The sequence below is a fragment of the Aquiflexum gelatinilyticum genome, from assembly GCF_024741135.1.
Taxonomy (GTDB): Bacteria; Bacteroidota; Bacteroidia; order Cytophagales; family Cyclobacteriaceae; genus Cognataquiflexum; species Cognataquiflexum gelatinilyticum.
On sequence record NZ_JANSUY010000015.1, the window covers coordinates 86,441 to 103,227 of the forward strand.

The following is a 16,787-nucleotide window of genomic DNA, read 5'->3' on the forward strand; positions in this document are numbered from 1 at the left end:
AAATTTGCTGGATACATAAACCCAAATACAAATGGCTTATTACCACAGATTGGGGAATATTCCCCCAAAAAGACACACCCAATTCAGGCAGCCAGACGGAAGCCTCTATAAAGAAGAACTTGTCAGCTCCAAGGGATTTTCCGGCATCTATTCCAACCTTTACCATATTCACAATCCCAATAACGTAAAATCCATCGGCAAGCCAAGCCCATTTTCTTGGGAACCAGCCAAAGCACATGGATTGCAACAGACACATTTAAAAACTTCCGGTGTCGGTATTACTGGTAAGAATTATCTTTCTGCCCGCAAAATGCTCATGATGAATAATGATGTGATGATGGGGATTTGCACACCCGAGCAGCGAAAAATGGACTTTTTCTTCAAAAATGCAGATGGTGATGAACTGATCTATGTTCATGATGGTGAAGGTGTGATGTATTCCCAATTTGGAAAACTGGAAGTACGCCAAGGTGATTACATTGTGATTCCGAGGACTACGATCTATAGGTTTGAATGGAAAGAAGAAGGCCCTTTGCGGCTATTGGTGATCGAATCTCACGGCCCGATTGAAACTGTCAAAAGATACCGAAATGAAGTGGGACAATTATTGGAACATTCTCCCTACTGCGAAAGGGACATCCGCACTCCAAGTGAATTGGTCATCGAATCAGAAACGGGGGATTATCTCGTACAGATCAAAAAAGGAGGAATGCTCCATCCCTATACGTACGGGCACAGTCCATTGGACATCGTCGGATGGGATGGTTATTTGTATCCTTATGCACTCTCGATCCATGATTTTGAGCCGATCACCGGCCGAATCCACCAACCGCCTCCGGTACACCAGACTTTTCAGGCTTGGGGATTTGTGATATGTTCTTTTGTGCCAAGGCTGTTTGATTACCATCCTTTGGCCATTCCTGCCCCATACAACCACAGCAATATCGATTCTGATGAGGTTCTCTATTATGCCGAAGGCGAATTTATGAGCAGAAAAGGCATTGACCGAGGCTCATTTACCATACACATGGGCGGACTTCCGCATGGTCCGCATCCGGGAACAGTAGAAAAATCCATAGGGGCAAAATCTACAGAAGAGATTGCCGTGATGCTTGACACATTCAAGCCATTACAGGTCACTACCCAAGGTCTTGAATTTGTTGACCCAAACTATCCGATGTCCTGGAAGGAGTAGGTTAATGGTTAATTGGTTAATGGTTAATGGTTATTTGAGCAGGTTTTGAAAGCAAAACAGCTTCCCATTAAAAATGGGAAGCTGTTCTTTTTTTTTGAAAATGATTAACTCTAACATATACTAGTTATGTATTTACACTTTCTTTCCTTAACCATTTAAAACTCGGAGTGAGGTTCAATTGAAGTGGCAATGGACCGTCGACTGTGGTCTATGGACAGATATTAACCAAATGTCCAGTATCTATTTGGTCCGAATCATTTTTTATCCACTATTTCCAATATTGGTTGACCCGTGGCGCCGTTGGGAAGACGGATATTCAGCATCATGGAGAGAGTCGGTGCTATGTCTGTAACGGTCGCGTATCTTGAACTTTCTCCTTGCGGGACTTTCCATCCCATAAACACAATCGGCACATGGGTATCATAGGTATAGCCAGTTCCGTGTGTTGTTCCTTTAAAAGAGCTACTTAACCACGCAGGTTCCAGCACAAGCAACAAGTCACCTGAAGCTTTGTGGTTATATCCCATTTGAAGCAATGATTTTTTTCCTGTCAGATAATCCATTCTTCTCATATCTGTTCCGGTATACACTTCTTTGATCCCGGGAAATTTTAACAAAAATTCCGCAAGATCTCTTTGCATCTGCTCTATGTTGACCCCTTTTTCTTTTGCCAGATCATGATTTAGAAAAACCTGCTCGTTGGTAAAACTTGAAATCCAGTTTCCTTCACCATATTTCAAAATTGAAAATCCTCTCATTTGGGTTAGGATATAACGGGTATTGAAGTTTCCGGCAGGAACATTTTCGCTCAACATATAATCCACAATATCTGCCACTGCATGATCGGCCGTCAGGAAAACCAAATACTCATTTTTGCCATATTCCTTGTCTAGGAAATTGAAAAATTGCTCCAGTTCCCTATCGAGTCTCAGGTAGTTATCTTCTAATTCTACAGCTGTCGGCCCAAACCGATGCCCTATATAATCGGGTGAAGAAAAGCTGATTGAGAGCAGATCGGTTTCTCCTCTTTTGCCCAACTTCTCCCCTTCAATGGCTGCATAAGCCATTTCTAAGGTGAGGGTATTTCCAAATGGCGTCCCGGCAATTATGCCAAGACCCCCATTGTTTTCCATCAAACTTGGCAGGTCATATGGGAAAACTGTCTTCTCTTGACCTATAAAAGGACCCTCGAATGTATTGTCATCCGCAATACTTTGTTTGTAAGTTTCGATGGGGAAAAGTGTTTCCCATTTTTTGGAACTGTATTTCTCTGCCAGTTTCCTTTCATTGAACTTTTGTACCCAAGTGGGCAAAGAATCATAATAGTATGTTGAAGTCATGAAATTGCCTGTAATGTTGTCAAACCAATAGGCATCTCCTAAATGACCTGCGGGAAGGGAGGCTCCTCTGTCTTTGATGGCAATTCCAATGACTTTCGACCTTTTGTTTGATGCAAATCTCATTTCATCAGAGATCGTGGTCGAATACATATTCCGCGGAGAGATTTTCCCGTTTTCAGCATCCCCTCCTACCGCAGTGACTGTGCTGTCTTCCGCACAGTACATGGTTCTGCCAAGGCTTCGCACATACCAATCATTGGCTATGATTCCGTGGGTAGCCGGGGTTGTTCCGGTATACACTGAGGCATGTCCAGGCCCTGTGTAGGTAGGTATATAGTTGTAATGAGCATTTTTCATCATGAACCCATCCTTTATCAGTCTCTTGAAGCCACCCTCAGTATACCTATCCTGAAACTTATAGAAATACTCTTGGCGCATCTGGTCCACTACTATACCAACCACTATTTTTGGTTTGGAAGCAGGTGCTTTTTTTTCGGTTTGGGCAAGTGCAATCAGATTAAAAAATAAAAAGATCAAAGCGGCCGATAATTTTTTCATTCTTCTCTAAGGTTTAAATTTTGGCAAATATATAGATTTCCAGTTTGGAAGCTTTTTACCAATTTGTTAATCGAAGGGTATTTGTCAGAAGGAGGATTCGATTTTCCATTATCGGTTTACTTTTTTTATTAAAAGGGCACTATATTTCCCACTTTATCAAAAAATAAAACTAAATGAAATTCAAATTCTCCGGCATTTTCCTTTTTGCTTTAATTGCCCACTTTCTATTTGAAAACAACCTACTTGCTCAATCTTTTTTCGCTGATGGTTTGAGTCCCGAATTCCACAAAGGCCGACGCGAAGCCCTGAGGGCTTTGTTGCCTGAAAATTCGGCAGCTGTTTTTTTTAACAATCCAGTCAAAAACCGCTCCAACGACACTGATTTTACCTATAGACCAAACTCCGATTTTTATTATTTCACAGGTTTTAGGGAGCCGAATTCTGCTCTGATCATTTTTAAAAGCCCTCAGACAATAGAAGGAAAAACAGTCAGTGAAATCATCTATATCCAACCCAAAGACCCTGCCAAAGAACAATGGGACGGTGAAAGATTGGGTGTGCAAGGAGTCAAAGAAAAGCTCGGATTTGAGCATGTTTATCTTTATTCTGATTTTCTAAAAAATCCTGTAATTGACCTGAAGCAACTGAAAAGTGTGTTTTCCTTTGATATGGGGGAAATTGAAAGAAACGATTACAACAATCCTCTAAAGGCAATGGTAGCTGCATTAAAATCAGCCAATTCCACTCCGACAAAACCAGCCGATATGGCTTTGAATAACCTCATGGAAAAATTGAGGGTAGTCAAAACCCCAGAAGAAATTGATCTTTTGAGAAAAGCCGTAGCAATCTCTGGATATGGCCATATAGAAGCGTTCAGATCTATCGAACCTGGCACAACAGAGAGAGGAATCCAAGGAGCACATGAATTTGTCCATAAGGCCATGGGAGCAGAATATGTCGGATATGGTTCGATTGTCGGTTCGGGTAACAACTCCACTATTCTGCACTATGTTGACAATGGTGTAATTAATCTCCAAGAAGGAGTCGTGTTGATGGACGTAGGAGCGGAATACAGAGGCTATTCAGGTGACATCACAAGAACAGCCCCGGTCAAAGGCGTTTTCTCTCCTGAGGAAAAAGCCATTTATGAAATCGTTTTGAAAGCATTAGAGACAGGGACAAAAGCTTGTGTGGTTGGCGCTGATTACAGAGAAGTAGATGCCGTTGCACGTAAAGTCATAAACGATGGGTTGGTAGCTTTGGGAATCGTCAAGCCGGGAGAAAGGCATCCGTATTTTCCGCATGGTATCGGGCATCATTTAGGTCTGGATGTTCATGACCGGGGTGCTTATGGCATTTTGGAACCCGGAATGATCCTGACGGTAGAACCGGGCATTTATATTCCAGAAGGCAGTCCGGTAGATCCAAAGTGGTGGAAAATCGGCATCCGGATCGAGGATAATATTTTGATCACCAAAGAAGGAAATGAAAACCTGAGTGAATTTGTGCCTAGAACCATTGCCGAAATTGAAAAATTGATGAAAGAGGAAGGTCTTCTGCAAAAAACCAGGCTTCCAAATTTGAATAAGAAATAAGCAGAATCCCCAAAACCTAATTGCTTAAAATAAAGTTGATAGTGGTCAGGAATATATCCAAGTTCCTGACCATTTTTGTTTTAATTTTGAATCATGAGCGCTACGGTCAAAGCCAAAAAATTTTCTTTTTGGAGTCTTTTCAAAATCAGCAGACCCTTAAATCTGGTGATTGTGGCATTTGCGCAGCTCATGACTGCTTATTTTTTGGTAGAGACTACACGAAAAGGTCTTCCGATATTACAGGATATCAATCTTTACCTGATCATTCTTTCCACAGTAATTTTGACTGCTGCAGGATATATGATCAATGATTATTATGATGTCAAAATAGACTATATCAACAAACCCGATGAAGTCATCATTGGCAAGGGAATGAAAAGAAGGGTTGTTATATTCTTTCACTCATTCCTAAACCTCACCGGAGTTGGAATCGGACTTATCGTTAGTCCAAGAATAGCTTTGATCAATTTCATTGCTTCTTTTTTGCTTTGGTTGTATAGCAATTCTTTGAAAAGGCTTCCATTTATCGGGAACTTCACTGTGGCCTTATTGACAGGAACTGCCATTTGGATGATTGGGTATTACTACCAAAAGTCTGAACTGCTAGTGCTCACTTATGCCATTTTTGCTTTCTTCATTAACTTGATCCGGGAAATCCTAAAAGACATTGAGGACAGACAGGGCGACAGAAAACACGGTTGTCGCACGCTTCCCATTGTGTTTGGCTTCCGCAATACCAAAAGGATCATCTTTCTGATTGCCTTTTGCTTTATCTGTGCGATTTTGGTAGTGACTTTTAAGATCAATAATACCCAGCTGTACTTTTACTTTGGAGGTCTGAGTATTCTCTTTTTCATCTTTATGTATAAAATCTATATGGCTGACCGCAAAGCCCATTTCACCCAACTGAGTATTCTTTCCAAGATGCTGATGATTACGGGGATTTTGAGCATGGCTTTTTTGTGAAAGAGACTTGAGATGTGAGATTTGAGATTAAAAAAATTCATAATTAGAATATTGTTTTGAGTTCAATACAATTTTTGGTTAAAATTGTATTGGGTTCAGAACAATAATTGTCAGAAAAAACCTTGGATGATTTATTCTAGGATTAAAAAGGAATTTTAAATACCAATCCTCTATTTTTACAGCTTCAAAAAAAGCCAAGCAACCTTGAAAAAAATAGCCATCCTAGCTTCAGGTAGCGGTACCAATGCGGAGAAAATCATGGAGTATTTCCAAAATTCCCAAAAAGGTGAAGTTGTCTTAGTAGCCTCTAACAAAAAAGACGCTTTCGTACTAGAAAGGGCTAAGAAATTTCAGGTACCAACCTTCATTTTTTCAAAATCAGAACTTGAGTCCGGAATCCTAACCGACAAACTTCAGACTTTAGGGATCGATTTGGTAGTCTTGGCGGGCTTCCTACTCAAAATTCCTGATAATCTAATTCAAAAATTGCCAAATCAAATTGTCAACATCCACCCTGCTCTGTTACCAAGTTATGGCGGAAAAGGAATGTATGGTGCCCATGTCCACCAAGCTGTGAAAGATGCAGGGGATGCTGAAACAGGAATCACCATACACATGGTCAATGAACATTATGACGAAGGAAAAATCATCTTTCAGGCAGCTGTACCTGTACTTCCCTCCGATACTCCTGACGATATTGCTGACAAAGTCCATCAACTTGAGCACAAATACTTCCCAAATGTGATTGAAAGCCTGCTATAATCCCTTGGTTTTCCTACCTTTGCGACTTGAAAAATTTCCAATAAATAAATCACCCCAATAGCACACTATTCCTGATCTGAAAAGTGTCTTTGTGGGATTCATTCAAACATGGCTACCAAAAAAATACAATCCGCCCTCATTTCGGTCTATTACAAAGACAATCTCGAACCTATCATTGCCCAACTGAAAGCCCAAGGAGTGAAAATCTACTCTACCGGCGGTACTCAGGCATTTATCGAACAACAAGGTGCTGAAGTCATCCCTGTTGAAGAATTGACAGGATATCCGTCAATTTTCGGAGGACGTGTCAAAACCCTTCATCCAAAGATTTTTGGAGGAATTCTCCACCGAAGAGACCATTCAGGAGATATTTCCCAAGCTGCCGAGTTTGATATTCCTGCCATTGACCTGGTGATCGTGGACTTGTATCCATTTGAAGAAACTGTCGCCTCAGGTGCTTCCGAAGCAGATATCATAGAAAAAATAGACATTGGAGGCATCTCCCTAATCCGTGCAGCAGCCAAAAACTTCAAGGATGTCGTTATCATCGCTTCCAAAGGACAATATGCTGAACTAGAGGAAAGGCTAAGCCGACAGGATGGCGCAACGACTTTGGAAGACAGACGTTATTTTGCGGCGCAGGCATTTCAGGTTTCTTCGAATTATGATACCCATATTTTCAACTTTTTCAACCAAACTGAAAATATCCCTGCCCTCAAAATCTCCGAAACAAAAGCCAAGGCATTACGCTACGGAGAAAACCCACATCAGGCCGCCCATTTCTACGGGGACATGGAGGCCTTATTTGACCAATTGAATGGTAAAGAGCTTTCCTACAACAACTTAGTGGATGTGGATGCAGCGGTGGCTTTGATCGCTGAATTTGATGGAGAAACGGCGTTTGCCATCCTAAAACATACCAATGCCTGCGGTGTCGCAACCGCCAAAACCGTTCAGGAAGCTTATAAAAAAGCTTTCGAGGCGGATACCACCTCCGCATTTGGGGGAGTTTTGATAACCAACCAAAACGTAGACCTTGCGGCAGCCGAAGAAATGCACAGCCTTTTCTTTGAAGTGTTGATCGCTCCTTCTTTTGACGAGGATGCTTTGGCATTGCTCAAAGGAAAGAAAAACAGAATCCTGCTCAGGCAGAAAATCCAGATCGAAGGCACCAAGCAAATCAAAACTTTGCTCAATGGCATCATCGAACAGGATAAAGATTTGAAGACCGAAACCAAAGCCGACTTCAAAGTGGTGACCAAAATCACGCCAACTGACGAAGAACAGGACGCTTTGGTATTTGCTGCCAAAGTCTGCAAGCATACCAAATCCAATACGATCATCCTTAGCAACAGCAACCAATTGTTTGCTTCGGGAGTGGGACAGACATCAAGGGTGGACGCACTCAGACAAGCGATAGAAAAAGCAAAGTCATTTGGCTTTGAGTTGAAAGGTGCCGTAATGGCTTCAGACGCATTTTTCCCTTTTCCTGATTGCGTAGAAATCGCCCATGAAGCAGGCATCTCCGCTGTCGTCCAACCGGGCGGATCCATCAAGGACCAAGACAGCATCGACTTCTGCGATGCACATGGCATGAGTATGGTGATGACAGGTGTGAGACATTTCAAGCATTGATTTGCGAAAAGCGAGAGATCAGAAACGAGACCGTTTGAAAACATTTCAGACGGTCTTTTCTTTTCAAACCACTGGAATACTTGGGAAACCTGATTGATTTTTTACCATCAGGAGATCAATTGAATATTAAAGGCTTATCCCAACCCATTTCTTTTCATTCCCGATTTCTATTTTCTATTTTGCGTCTTCATTTTAAATACCTTTATTCTTTGGTATTCCGTACCCATATATTATGACTCATAATCTAAAAATCTACAACACTCTTTCCCGCAAGAAAGAAGATTTTGAACCGATCAACCCTCCTTTTGTTGGCATGTATGTCTGCGGTCCTACCGTATACGGAGATGCGCATCTAGGCCATGCTAGACCGGCAATCACTTTTGATACTGTCAATAGATACCTTACGCATCTTGGCTATCGTGTACGCTACGTCCGCAACATCACAGATGTAGGACATTTGCAGGGCGATGCGGATGAGGGTGAGGACAAGATTGCCAAAAAAGCAAAATTGGAGCAATTGGAACCGATGGAAGTGGCGCAGCAATATACTGACACTTACCACCGTGACATGGAGGCGCTCAATACATGGAAACCGAGCATTGAACCAAGGGCAACAGGACATATTCCTGAGCAGATCGCCTTGGTGGAGGATATTTTGAAAGAAGGATTGGCGTATGAGGTCAATGGTTCGGTGTATTTTGATGTATTGAAATACAATGAAACTTATGAATATGGAAAGCTTTCAGGCCGGGTTTTAGAGGAGCTGATCAGCGGAAGCCGTGACCTTGACGGACAGGGTGAGAAAAGAAATGCTGTTGATTTTGCCTTGTGGAAAAATGCTTCTCCCGAACACCTGATGAAATGGGAATCACCATGGGGTACGGGCTTCCCTGGTTGGCACCTCGAGTGTACCGCGATGAGTTCCAAGTACCTTGGAAAGCAGTTTGACATCCACGGAGGCGGGATGGATTTGATGTTTCCGCACCATGAATGTGAAATAGCACAGGGCAATGCCTGCAACCATCAGGACCCTGCTAAGTATTGGATGCACAACAACATGATCACCATCAACGGGCAAAAGATGGGCAAATCATTGGGTAATTTCATTACCCTTCAGGAGCTTTTCACCGGAGACCACAAACTCCTGGAGCAAGCCTATAGCCCGATGACGATCCGTTATTTCATATTGACGGCCCATTATCGGTCCACTTTGGATTTCTCAAATGATGCCCTGAAAGCCGCCCAAAAAGGATATAAGAAAATCATCAATGGTTTACGCATTACAAAAAAATTGGAATTTGCAGCCGACGAGAAAGTATCCTTGGATGCGGAGCAGATCAAGCAGGTCCAAAGCAGCATCAACAATGCATATCGAGCGATGGAAGATGACTTCAACACAGCTCAGGCGATTGGCCATATTTTCAATTTGTTGAAAAAAATCAATTCCATCTATACAGGCCAGTTGAATGTAAATGTATTTGGCAAGGATGTTTTTGACCAAATGATCCAGACCTATGTGGTTTTTGTTGAAAAAATATTGGGTCTAAAAGAAGAAGTAGCCAATAACCAACAAGGCCTTTTGGATGTTCTGTTGAAACTTTATTCTGAATCAAAAACAGCCCGCAACTACGATAAAGTGGATGAGATCCGGAATGGGTTGAAAGACTTGGGAATAGTGGTTAAGGATATGAAAGACAAAATCGATTGGGCATATGAAGAGTAATTGGGGAATATATATTCTTGTATTCATTTTCCTTTGGTCCTGTAACGGAGACAAAACAACAGATTCCGGTCAGGTTCAGGTCTCATACAAACCTGTTCCCGATTTTGTGGCAGACTCAGCCTACGCTTATATCCAAAAACAGGTGGATTTTGGTCCAAGGGTGCCCAACACGGAACCGCATAAAAAAACAAAAGAATGGTTTGTTCAAAAATTTGAAAGCTTTGGATTGGACGTTCAAACCCAAGATTTTCAGGCCAAAACCTATGACAACCAACTTTGGAATCTGACCAATGTCATTGCTTCTTATAATCCTTCGGCGAAAAAAAGAGTGCTTCTAGCTGCCCATTGGGACACAAGAAGGATTGCTGACAAAGATACCGAAAGGATTGATGAACCTATAGATGGTGCCAATGACGGCGGATCAGGTGTGGGTGTGCTATTGGAAATTGCCAGGATTATCAGCATTTCGGAGCAAAAACCTGAAATAGGGATTGATTTTATCCTTTTTGATGGGGAAGATGATGGAGAACCTGAACATACCTCCTTTTCCAATAATTCACAGGTTTGGTGGTGTCTCGGTTCTCAGCATTGGTCGAAAAATCCTCACCAAGCAGGGTATTCAGCCTACTACGGCATATTGGTAGATCTTGTCGGGGCAAAAGGTGCGAGGTTCTTCAAAGAGGGCAATTCCATGCGCTATGCTAAAAACATTGTCAATAAAGTGTGGAATTTTGCCTCAGAATTGGGATATTCAGACTTCTTTATCTTGGAAAATGCTCCTGAAATCATTGACGACCATGTTTTTGTAAATAGAGATGCGGGGATTCCGATGATAGATATCATTGAATTTTCTCCTAGGGCAGGATTTGGTCACTACCATCATACCCATATGGACAATATGGAAATAATAGATAAAAGAACACTTAAGGCTGTAGGCCAAACAGTTTTATTCACTGTTTACCAAGAATAAAATCCTATAAAACCACCAACAAATCATGAAAAAAGGCCATCAGGTTACAATGAAAGAGATAGCCAAAAAACTTGGCGTGTCGGTCTCTACTGTTTCCCGGGCGATGAAAGACTCGCCTGAGCTCCATCCCGATACCAAAAAACGGATCGTGGATATGGCCAAAAGCATGAATTACCAATATAACCTTTTGGCACAAAGTCTCAGGATCAGCCGAAGCAAGGTTTTAGGAGTGATAGTACCTGAATTGACTTCCCATTTTTTCTCGAGCAATATCAGTGGAATTCAAGATACTGCTTACAAGCGTGGCTACAACATCATGATCTGCCAATCCAATGAGTCATTTGATCAGGAAAAAGCCAATATCAGGACACTAGTTTCGTCACAGGTTGATGGATTGTTGATTTCATTAAGTAGAGAAACCAAAACTTATGAACACCTTCAGGACATTTTCGATAGAGGTATTCCTTTTATCATGTTTGATAGGGTAACTGAAGAAATCCCAGTCTCCAAAATTACGGTTGATGATGCACATGGTGCCTATTTGGTAGTGAAGCACCTTCTGGACCAGGGATGCAGAAAAATAGCCTACTTCTCGGGGCCAGAGGACCTTTATATCAGTAAAAAACGGAAAGAAGGATATTTGGAAGCTTTGGCCGAATATGGTCTGTCGGAAAAAGAAAGTAAAGTCTATTTCACTGACCTGACGCCTGAAATGAACCGCCAAGTGACAATTGAAATGCTTGAAAGTGGGGATTTGCCAGATGCTATTTTTGCAATGATAGATCCTGTCGCGGTGGATGTCATGATAGTATTAAAGGAAAAGGGCATCAAAATACCTGAACAGATAGCACTCGCAGGATTTACCAACAATCCAACCTCAGCCGTAGTGGAACCTTCCCTCACGACGGTTTCACAGCCTGGATATGAAATGGGACAACTTGCGGCCAACCATTTACTTGATCAGTTGGAGGAAATCGTGCCTGACGATCCACAGTCGTTTGTATTGCTGACCACATTAGTACCACGTAATTCCTCAAAGAAAAAATCTTAAAGCCTTAAATGGCTTTTTTTATAACCAAACCAGCCTATGCAACCTGTATTAACTTCCAAGAAATTTGGGAATACTCCAAAAGGAGATGAAATCCAACTTTTTACATTTAGTATTCCTGGTCAAATTGAGGTCTCTGTCATGAATTATGGGGCAACTTGGACGCACCTTTTAATACCTGATCGAAATGGAAAATTGGAAGACGTGGTATTGGGTTTTGATACTTTAGACGGGTATTTGCAAAAAGATTATTTGGAACATTATTGCTATATCGGATCGACGATTGGAAGGATTGCGGGCAGGATTACTGACAATCGGTTCCATTTGGAAGGAAAAACATATGAACTTCCAGCCAACTTAAACGGGATTCATCTGCATGGAGGAATGGAAGGCTGGGATAAGAAAGTATGGGAATCAGAACCATTTGAAACCAATAACTCTGTGGGAGTCACTTTTTATTACCAAAGCAAAGCTGGTGAAGAAAATTATCCGGGCACAATTGACATTTGGGTGACTTATACATTGGATGAAACAGGCAGATTGGAGATCAGTTATAAAGCGAGCTCCGATGAGAAAACAATCATCAATCCCACCAACCATGCATATTTTAACCTCACGGGCGATTTCTCCAAAACAATCGAGGGGCACGGATTCTTTGTAGACGCAGGGAAATACCTTCCAATGAACCAAAACAGCTTACCAACTGGGGAAATCGCAAGTGTCGGCGGAACTCCATTTGACTTTAGAAACCTGAAAACAATCAGCGAACCTATTCACCGGGAACACTCCCAATTAGAAATTGCGGGAGGAATCGACCATTGCTTTGTCCTCAACCAACCTGAGGATTGCGCTGTACTTTATGACCCTGAATCAGGGAGAAAATTGAAACTTTCTACCACCGAACCTGGGATTCAGGTCTACACAGGTAATTATTTGGGAAATAATTTTGAGGGAAAAAATGGACTGACTTATGGAAAGAGAACAGCCATCTGTCTGGAGACGCAACATTTCCCGGATTCCTGCAACCATCCTGAGTTTCCATCCATACTCCTGATGCCGGAAGAAATATTCCAATCCAGGACCCAGTTCGTATTTTCGGCAGAGTGAAGATTTTATAAATGAAAAAACCTATCGAGACCACCTTCAAGGAATTATTCCAAAAAGAACCACTTATGGTTTATTCACCCGGGAGGATTAACCTGATCGGGGAGCATACGGATTACAACGAAGGGTTTGTGATGCCGGCAGCCATTGATAAAAAAATGATTGTAGCCATCGCTGCCAACCGTACCCGACAAGCGAAGGTTTATTCAGTAGATTTTGAAGAGGAATTCGCTTTCAACCTTGATTCTTTTGGTCCAAAAAAAGGTCATTGGGCGACTTACATCTTGGGAGTCACTGCCCAATTGCAACAAGCCGGATATGCTGTTCAGGGATTCGATATGGTTTTTGGCGGGGATATTCCAGTCGGTGCAGGACTTTCTTCTTCTGCCGCCTTTGAAGCCGCTGTCGGATTTGCATTGACCACTTTGTTTGGTTTTCATATTCCAAAGCGCTCATTGATCCATTATGCACAAAAAGCAGAACATGTTTTTGCAGGTGTTCAATGCGGCATTATGGACCAGTTTGCCTCTGTGATGGGCAAAAAAGGCCATGTCATCCGATTGGACTGCAGGTCAATGGATTTCCAACATTTCCCTCTGAACTTGCCAAATCATAGTATCCTGCTGATTGATACCTGTGTGAAGCATTCTTTGGCAGATTCTGCCTATAACAAAAGAAGACAGGAATGCCAAGAAGGTGTCCAAGCTGCCAAAAAAAATAATCCAGACATAAAATCTCTACGGGATATGGATTTGGCACTATTGGATACTATTCAATCTGACATCAGCCTAACAGTTTTCAACAGGTGTAAATACATCATTGAAGAAAACAACAGGGTGGTGGCAGCATCAGCATTATTAGACCAGAATAACTTAAAAGGTTTTGGAGAAAAAATGTATGCTTCCCACGAAGGTCTTTCTAAACTGTACGAGGTATCCTGTCCTGAACTTGATTTTTTGGTTGATTTCACCAAGGAACAGGATTACGTCCTTGGCAGTCGCATGATGGGTGGAGGATTCGGTGGCTGTACCATCAATATTGTCGAAAAAGCAAAACTCAAAGCCCTTAAAGAAAGTATCCAACCCGCTTTTGAATCCAGATTTGGAGTTACCCCAAAGTTTTATGAGGTAAGTTTGGAGGATGGTACAGGTTTAATTTGAGGCTTTTAGGAATTGAACCTACCATTCTTATTCCACCACCAATACCCAATCCTGACCTTTTCCACTCGATGGGGGGGTAATGTTATTTTTTCCTTTGACCAATTCAGTTCCTGAATAAGGAAAACTAACACCTGTCCTCGGGTCGTACCAATTGGCTTTCAGAGTTCTATTTTTCATTTTTGAAAAATCTACTTCCACGCTTTTTCCGGTAGGAAAATAAACCATCGCATAAGATCCTTCTGTATCCCTGGTGGCAATGACAAAATGCTCATCATCTTCTTGCTTGCTAATCACCATGTCATCATCAGGAATTCTGGTGAAATACGGTTTTGAAAGCATAAGATTTTTGAGGTGCTTGACCTGATTAGCCATAGGGAGATCCAGAGAAACTTTCCAGGGTCTTAAGGTTGCATTGATAGGCTGTCGGTCCAAAGTAAACATCTGCCAGACCGCATGGCAGCCATAAGTCTGTCCAGCCCCACCTGCAAAAACATTCCAATACATGATTCTTCGAATATCGTCAGGATTACTATAGCCAAGCTCTTTGGCATTGAAGCAGTTGGGATGTTCTTCATAGAGCGGTTCTCCATCGATAGTCGGTTTGGTTGGATTCAGCCCGTAATCGTGACTGATGATTCGGTATGTGGGTTGATTGGGGCAATGTCCCGTTTGTTGCATGTTGAAATCCAACCAATCCTCCTGATGAAACCAAGTCGAAGAACCTGCCGGCCGGTTTGGCTGTGGATGAAAAGTCATCAAAATCGGATTATCCGTTTTGGCTGAAGATTGGATTCCTTTTGCCATCTGATTCCAGACTTCCACATCATCAGCGTCTTTTCGGGGATTGCGGTCGCCTCCCAAAACCCAAATCAGGTTTTTCTTTCCGGCGTACCTTGCTCCGATCCATTTTCCATAAGTGTAGGCATTCTCTTCATTGAATATTTCCGGACCCATTCCCCAACTGTCTTTATACAGCTTGTCACCCCAAGTAGGTAGAAGGGCTATATGGATTCCCTTTTGCGCAGCTAGATCAATGATATAATCCACATGCTCCCAATATTTTTCATTGAAGGCCAAAGGTGTAATCGAGCTAAAGGGCATTTCCCCATAGGAATTTGGTGAATTTAACCCATCCAATTCTGCCAAGGCTACAGCTTGCACCACATTGAATCCCTGAGACACCCTTGTATCAAGATAGTATTCAGCTTCTGCCCGGTCAGTCCTATGAAACAATTCCCAGGCTGTATCCGCCATCCAAAAAAAAGGAGATCCGTCATATTGGGCCAGGAACCTCTTGTTTTCTGACAATTTGATTGGACCATTGACCTGAGCAAAACCGGTAACCAGAGAACCCAAAAAGAAGAAAATAAATACCAACTTTTTCATGATGGAATTTACAAAACAAAAGACAAAAAAAAAGCAGCCCTTTCGGACTGCTTTGAAGTTTTTAGTGTGCCGCAGCTCCTGCGGCGACTTTTGAGTTTTTCTGCCAAATAAAGAATATCGTAAACAAGACGATCAATATTGCCGGGAACATGACCATTTTGAGCAAAGTTGCCTGACCAGCAAGTAGGTCTTTATCATGGATGGCCCTTGCTGTGTCAATCCATTTTCCAATAATTGGTTGGAAAATCGCTGTTGAGAACATTCCTACTCCACCAATGATAGACATACCCAATGCACCACTCAACGGCACTCTTTGTGCAACAGCACCCACCATTACCGGCCAGAAATAACAAACGCCTATGGCAAAAACCACAGCAGCTAAATAAGCCATTGGACCTGTTACGGTACTAAACATATATATCCCAATTGTGGCAAAAATAGCTCCACCTAGAAGCACACCTGTTTGGCCTAATGTCTTAACAACAGGTCCGGCAAAGAATCTTCCAACTGCCATGATACCCGTGGTCAAAGCCAAGATCAACATACCGCTTGCTCCACTTTCGCTCATCACGACGTTTACCCACTGCTGTGGTCCAAATTCGGAAATTGCAGTCAGTGCCATACAGAAAAATAAGAAAATGAAGACCGGAGAGAACATTGCCTTCAAATTACTGGAAATGGAAGTAACACCCTCCACAGTAGGCTTTGGAAATGCCTTTCCAAAAAACAAGAATGCATAAATCAAAGTAGGAATCATCAATACCCACATTTGCATTTGCCATCCCATTCCAAAATCAGTCATGAATTTGGAAATCAAACTTCCTATTACAATTCCACCTGGAAACCACATGTGAAACCTGTTAAGCATTTTATTCATTTTAAGACCTGAATACATGTCTGCAATCATAGGATTACAGGCAGCTTCTGTACATCCATTACCGAATCCAATAAATAGGGTAGAAATTAAAAGTCCTGTATATCCTCCTGCATAAATGGTCAAAACAATTCCAAGTGTATGTGCAATAAAGGCGATTTGCATGATGATTTTAGGACCGATGGTGTGATAGAAAAGCCCACCCAAGATCATAGAAATCGGAAATCCGAGAAACCACATGGAGTTGATAAATCCAAGCTGTTCGGCAGAAAGACCAAACTGATCTCCCAGCTGAGGTAAAATACCCGCACGGATGGCGAAGGTAAATGCAGTAGTAATTAGGGCAAAGCAACTGGCATTAAATAATGCCGATTTGTTTAAATTTTCGTTCATATTGGTTGGGTTTAAAAGGTTGCAATTGACTTTTAAATGGGGTTGATTTTATTTGAGACGGAAAATATAAAAAATATC

13 protein-coding genes are annotated in these 16,787 nt (G+C 41.9%); 10 read left to right on the top strand and 3 right to left on the bottom strand.

Annotated elements, in window-relative coordinates:
* Positions 1-31: 31 nt before the first annotated feature.
* Positions 32-1,195 (top strand): homogentisate 1,2-dioxygenase, encoded by a 1,164-nt coding sequence (locus tag NU887_RS15940; protein ID WP_258424381.1) that lies wholly within the window; start codon positions 32-34, stop codon positions 1,193-1,195.
* A gap of 254 nt (positions 1,196-1,449) precedes the next feature.
* Here NU887_RS15940 and pafA read toward each other — a convergent pair whose 3' ends face one another.
* Positions 1,450-3,093: an alkaline phosphatase PafA gene (gene pafA / locus NU887_RS15945; protein WP_258424382.1), complete on the bottom strand. Its 1,644-nt coding sequence runs from the start codon at positions 3,091-3,093 to the stop codon at positions 1,450-1,452.
* A gap of 173 nt (positions 3,094-3,266) precedes the next feature.
* Between pafA and NU887_RS15950 the strand changes: the two genes are divergently transcribed.
* The 9 genes from NU887_RS15950 (at position 3,267) to galK (ending at position 14,056) form a co-directional block, all read left to right on the top strand.
* Entirely contained in the window at positions 3,267-4,688 is a 1,422-nt protein-coding gene (locus NU887_RS15950) for an aminopeptidase P N-terminal domain-containing protein (protein ID WP_258424383.1), read from the top strand.
* A gap of 93 nt (positions 4,689-4,781) precedes the next feature.
* A complete protein-coding gene (locus NU887_RS15955) occupies positions 4,782-5,654 on the top strand; it encodes a geranylgeranylglycerol-phosphate geranylgeranyltransferase (RefSeq protein WP_258424384.1) in 873 nt (290 codons plus the stop codon).
* Positions 5,655-5,858: 204 nt separating this feature from the next.
* Entirely contained in the window at positions 5,859-6,416 is a 558-nt protein-coding gene (gene purN / locus NU887_RS15960) for a phosphoribosylglycinamide formyltransferase (RefSeq protein ID WP_258424385.1), read from the top strand.
* A gap of 108 nt (positions 6,417-6,524) precedes the next feature.
* A complete protein-coding gene (purH, locus tag NU887_RS15965; RefSeq protein WP_258424386.1) occupies positions 6,525-8,051 on the top strand; it encodes a bifunctional phosphoribosylaminoimidazolecarboxamide formyltransferase/IMP cyclohydrolase in 1,527 nt (508 codons plus the stop codon).
* A gap of 232 nt (positions 8,052-8,283) precedes the next feature.
* Positions 8,284-9,774 carry a cysteine--tRNA ligase gene (cysS, locus tag NU887_RS15970; protein WP_275982414.1) on the top strand — a complete coding sequence of 497 codons (1,491 nt, stop codon included), beginning with the start codon at positions 8,284-8,286 and terminating at the stop codon, positions 9,772-9,774.
* On the top strand, positions 9,764-10,744 hold the full coding sequence (locus NU887_RS15975; protein ID WP_258424387.1) for a M28 family peptidase: 981 nt from the start codon (positions 9,764-9,766) through the stop codon (positions 10,742-10,744). The genes cysS and NU887_RS15975 overlap by 11 nt, the downstream gene beginning before the upstream one ends.
* 25 nt (positions 10,745-10,769) lie before the next feature.
* Positions 10,770-11,795 carry a LacI family DNA-binding transcriptional regulator gene (locus NU887_RS15980; RefSeq protein WP_258424388.1) on the top strand — a complete coding sequence of 342 codons (1,026 nt, stop codon included), beginning with the start codon at positions 10,770-10,772 and terminating at the stop codon, positions 11,793-11,795.
* Positions 11,796-11,831: 36 nt separating this feature from the next.
* Positions 11,832-12,899 (top strand): aldose epimerase family protein, encoded by a 1,068-nt coding sequence (locus NU887_RS15985; protein ID WP_258424389.1) that lies wholly within the window; start codon positions 11,832-11,834, stop codon positions 12,897-12,899.
* Positions 12,900-12,910: 11 nt separating this feature from the next.
* Positions 12,911-14,056 (top strand): galactokinase, encoded by a 1,146-nt coding sequence (gene galK, locus NU887_RS15990; RefSeq protein ID WP_258424390.1) that lies wholly within the window; start codon positions 12,911-12,913, stop codon positions 14,054-14,056.
* Positions 14,057-14,083: 27 nt separating this feature from the next.
* Here galK and NU887_RS15995 read toward each other — a convergent pair whose 3' ends face one another.
* Positions 14,084-15,442 (bottom strand): glycoside hydrolase family 140 protein, encoded by a 1,359-nt coding sequence (locus NU887_RS15995; protein WP_258424391.1) that lies wholly within the window; start codon positions 15,440-15,442, stop codon positions 14,084-14,086.
* A 61-nt stretch (positions 15,443-15,503) separates the two neighbouring features.
* Complete coding sequence (locus tag NU887_RS16000) at positions 15,504-16,709, bottom strand: MFS transporter (RefSeq protein ID WP_258424392.1); 1,206 nt, start codon at positions 16,707-16,709, stop codon at positions 15,504-15,506.
* Positions 16,710-16,787 lie beyond the last annotated feature (78 nt).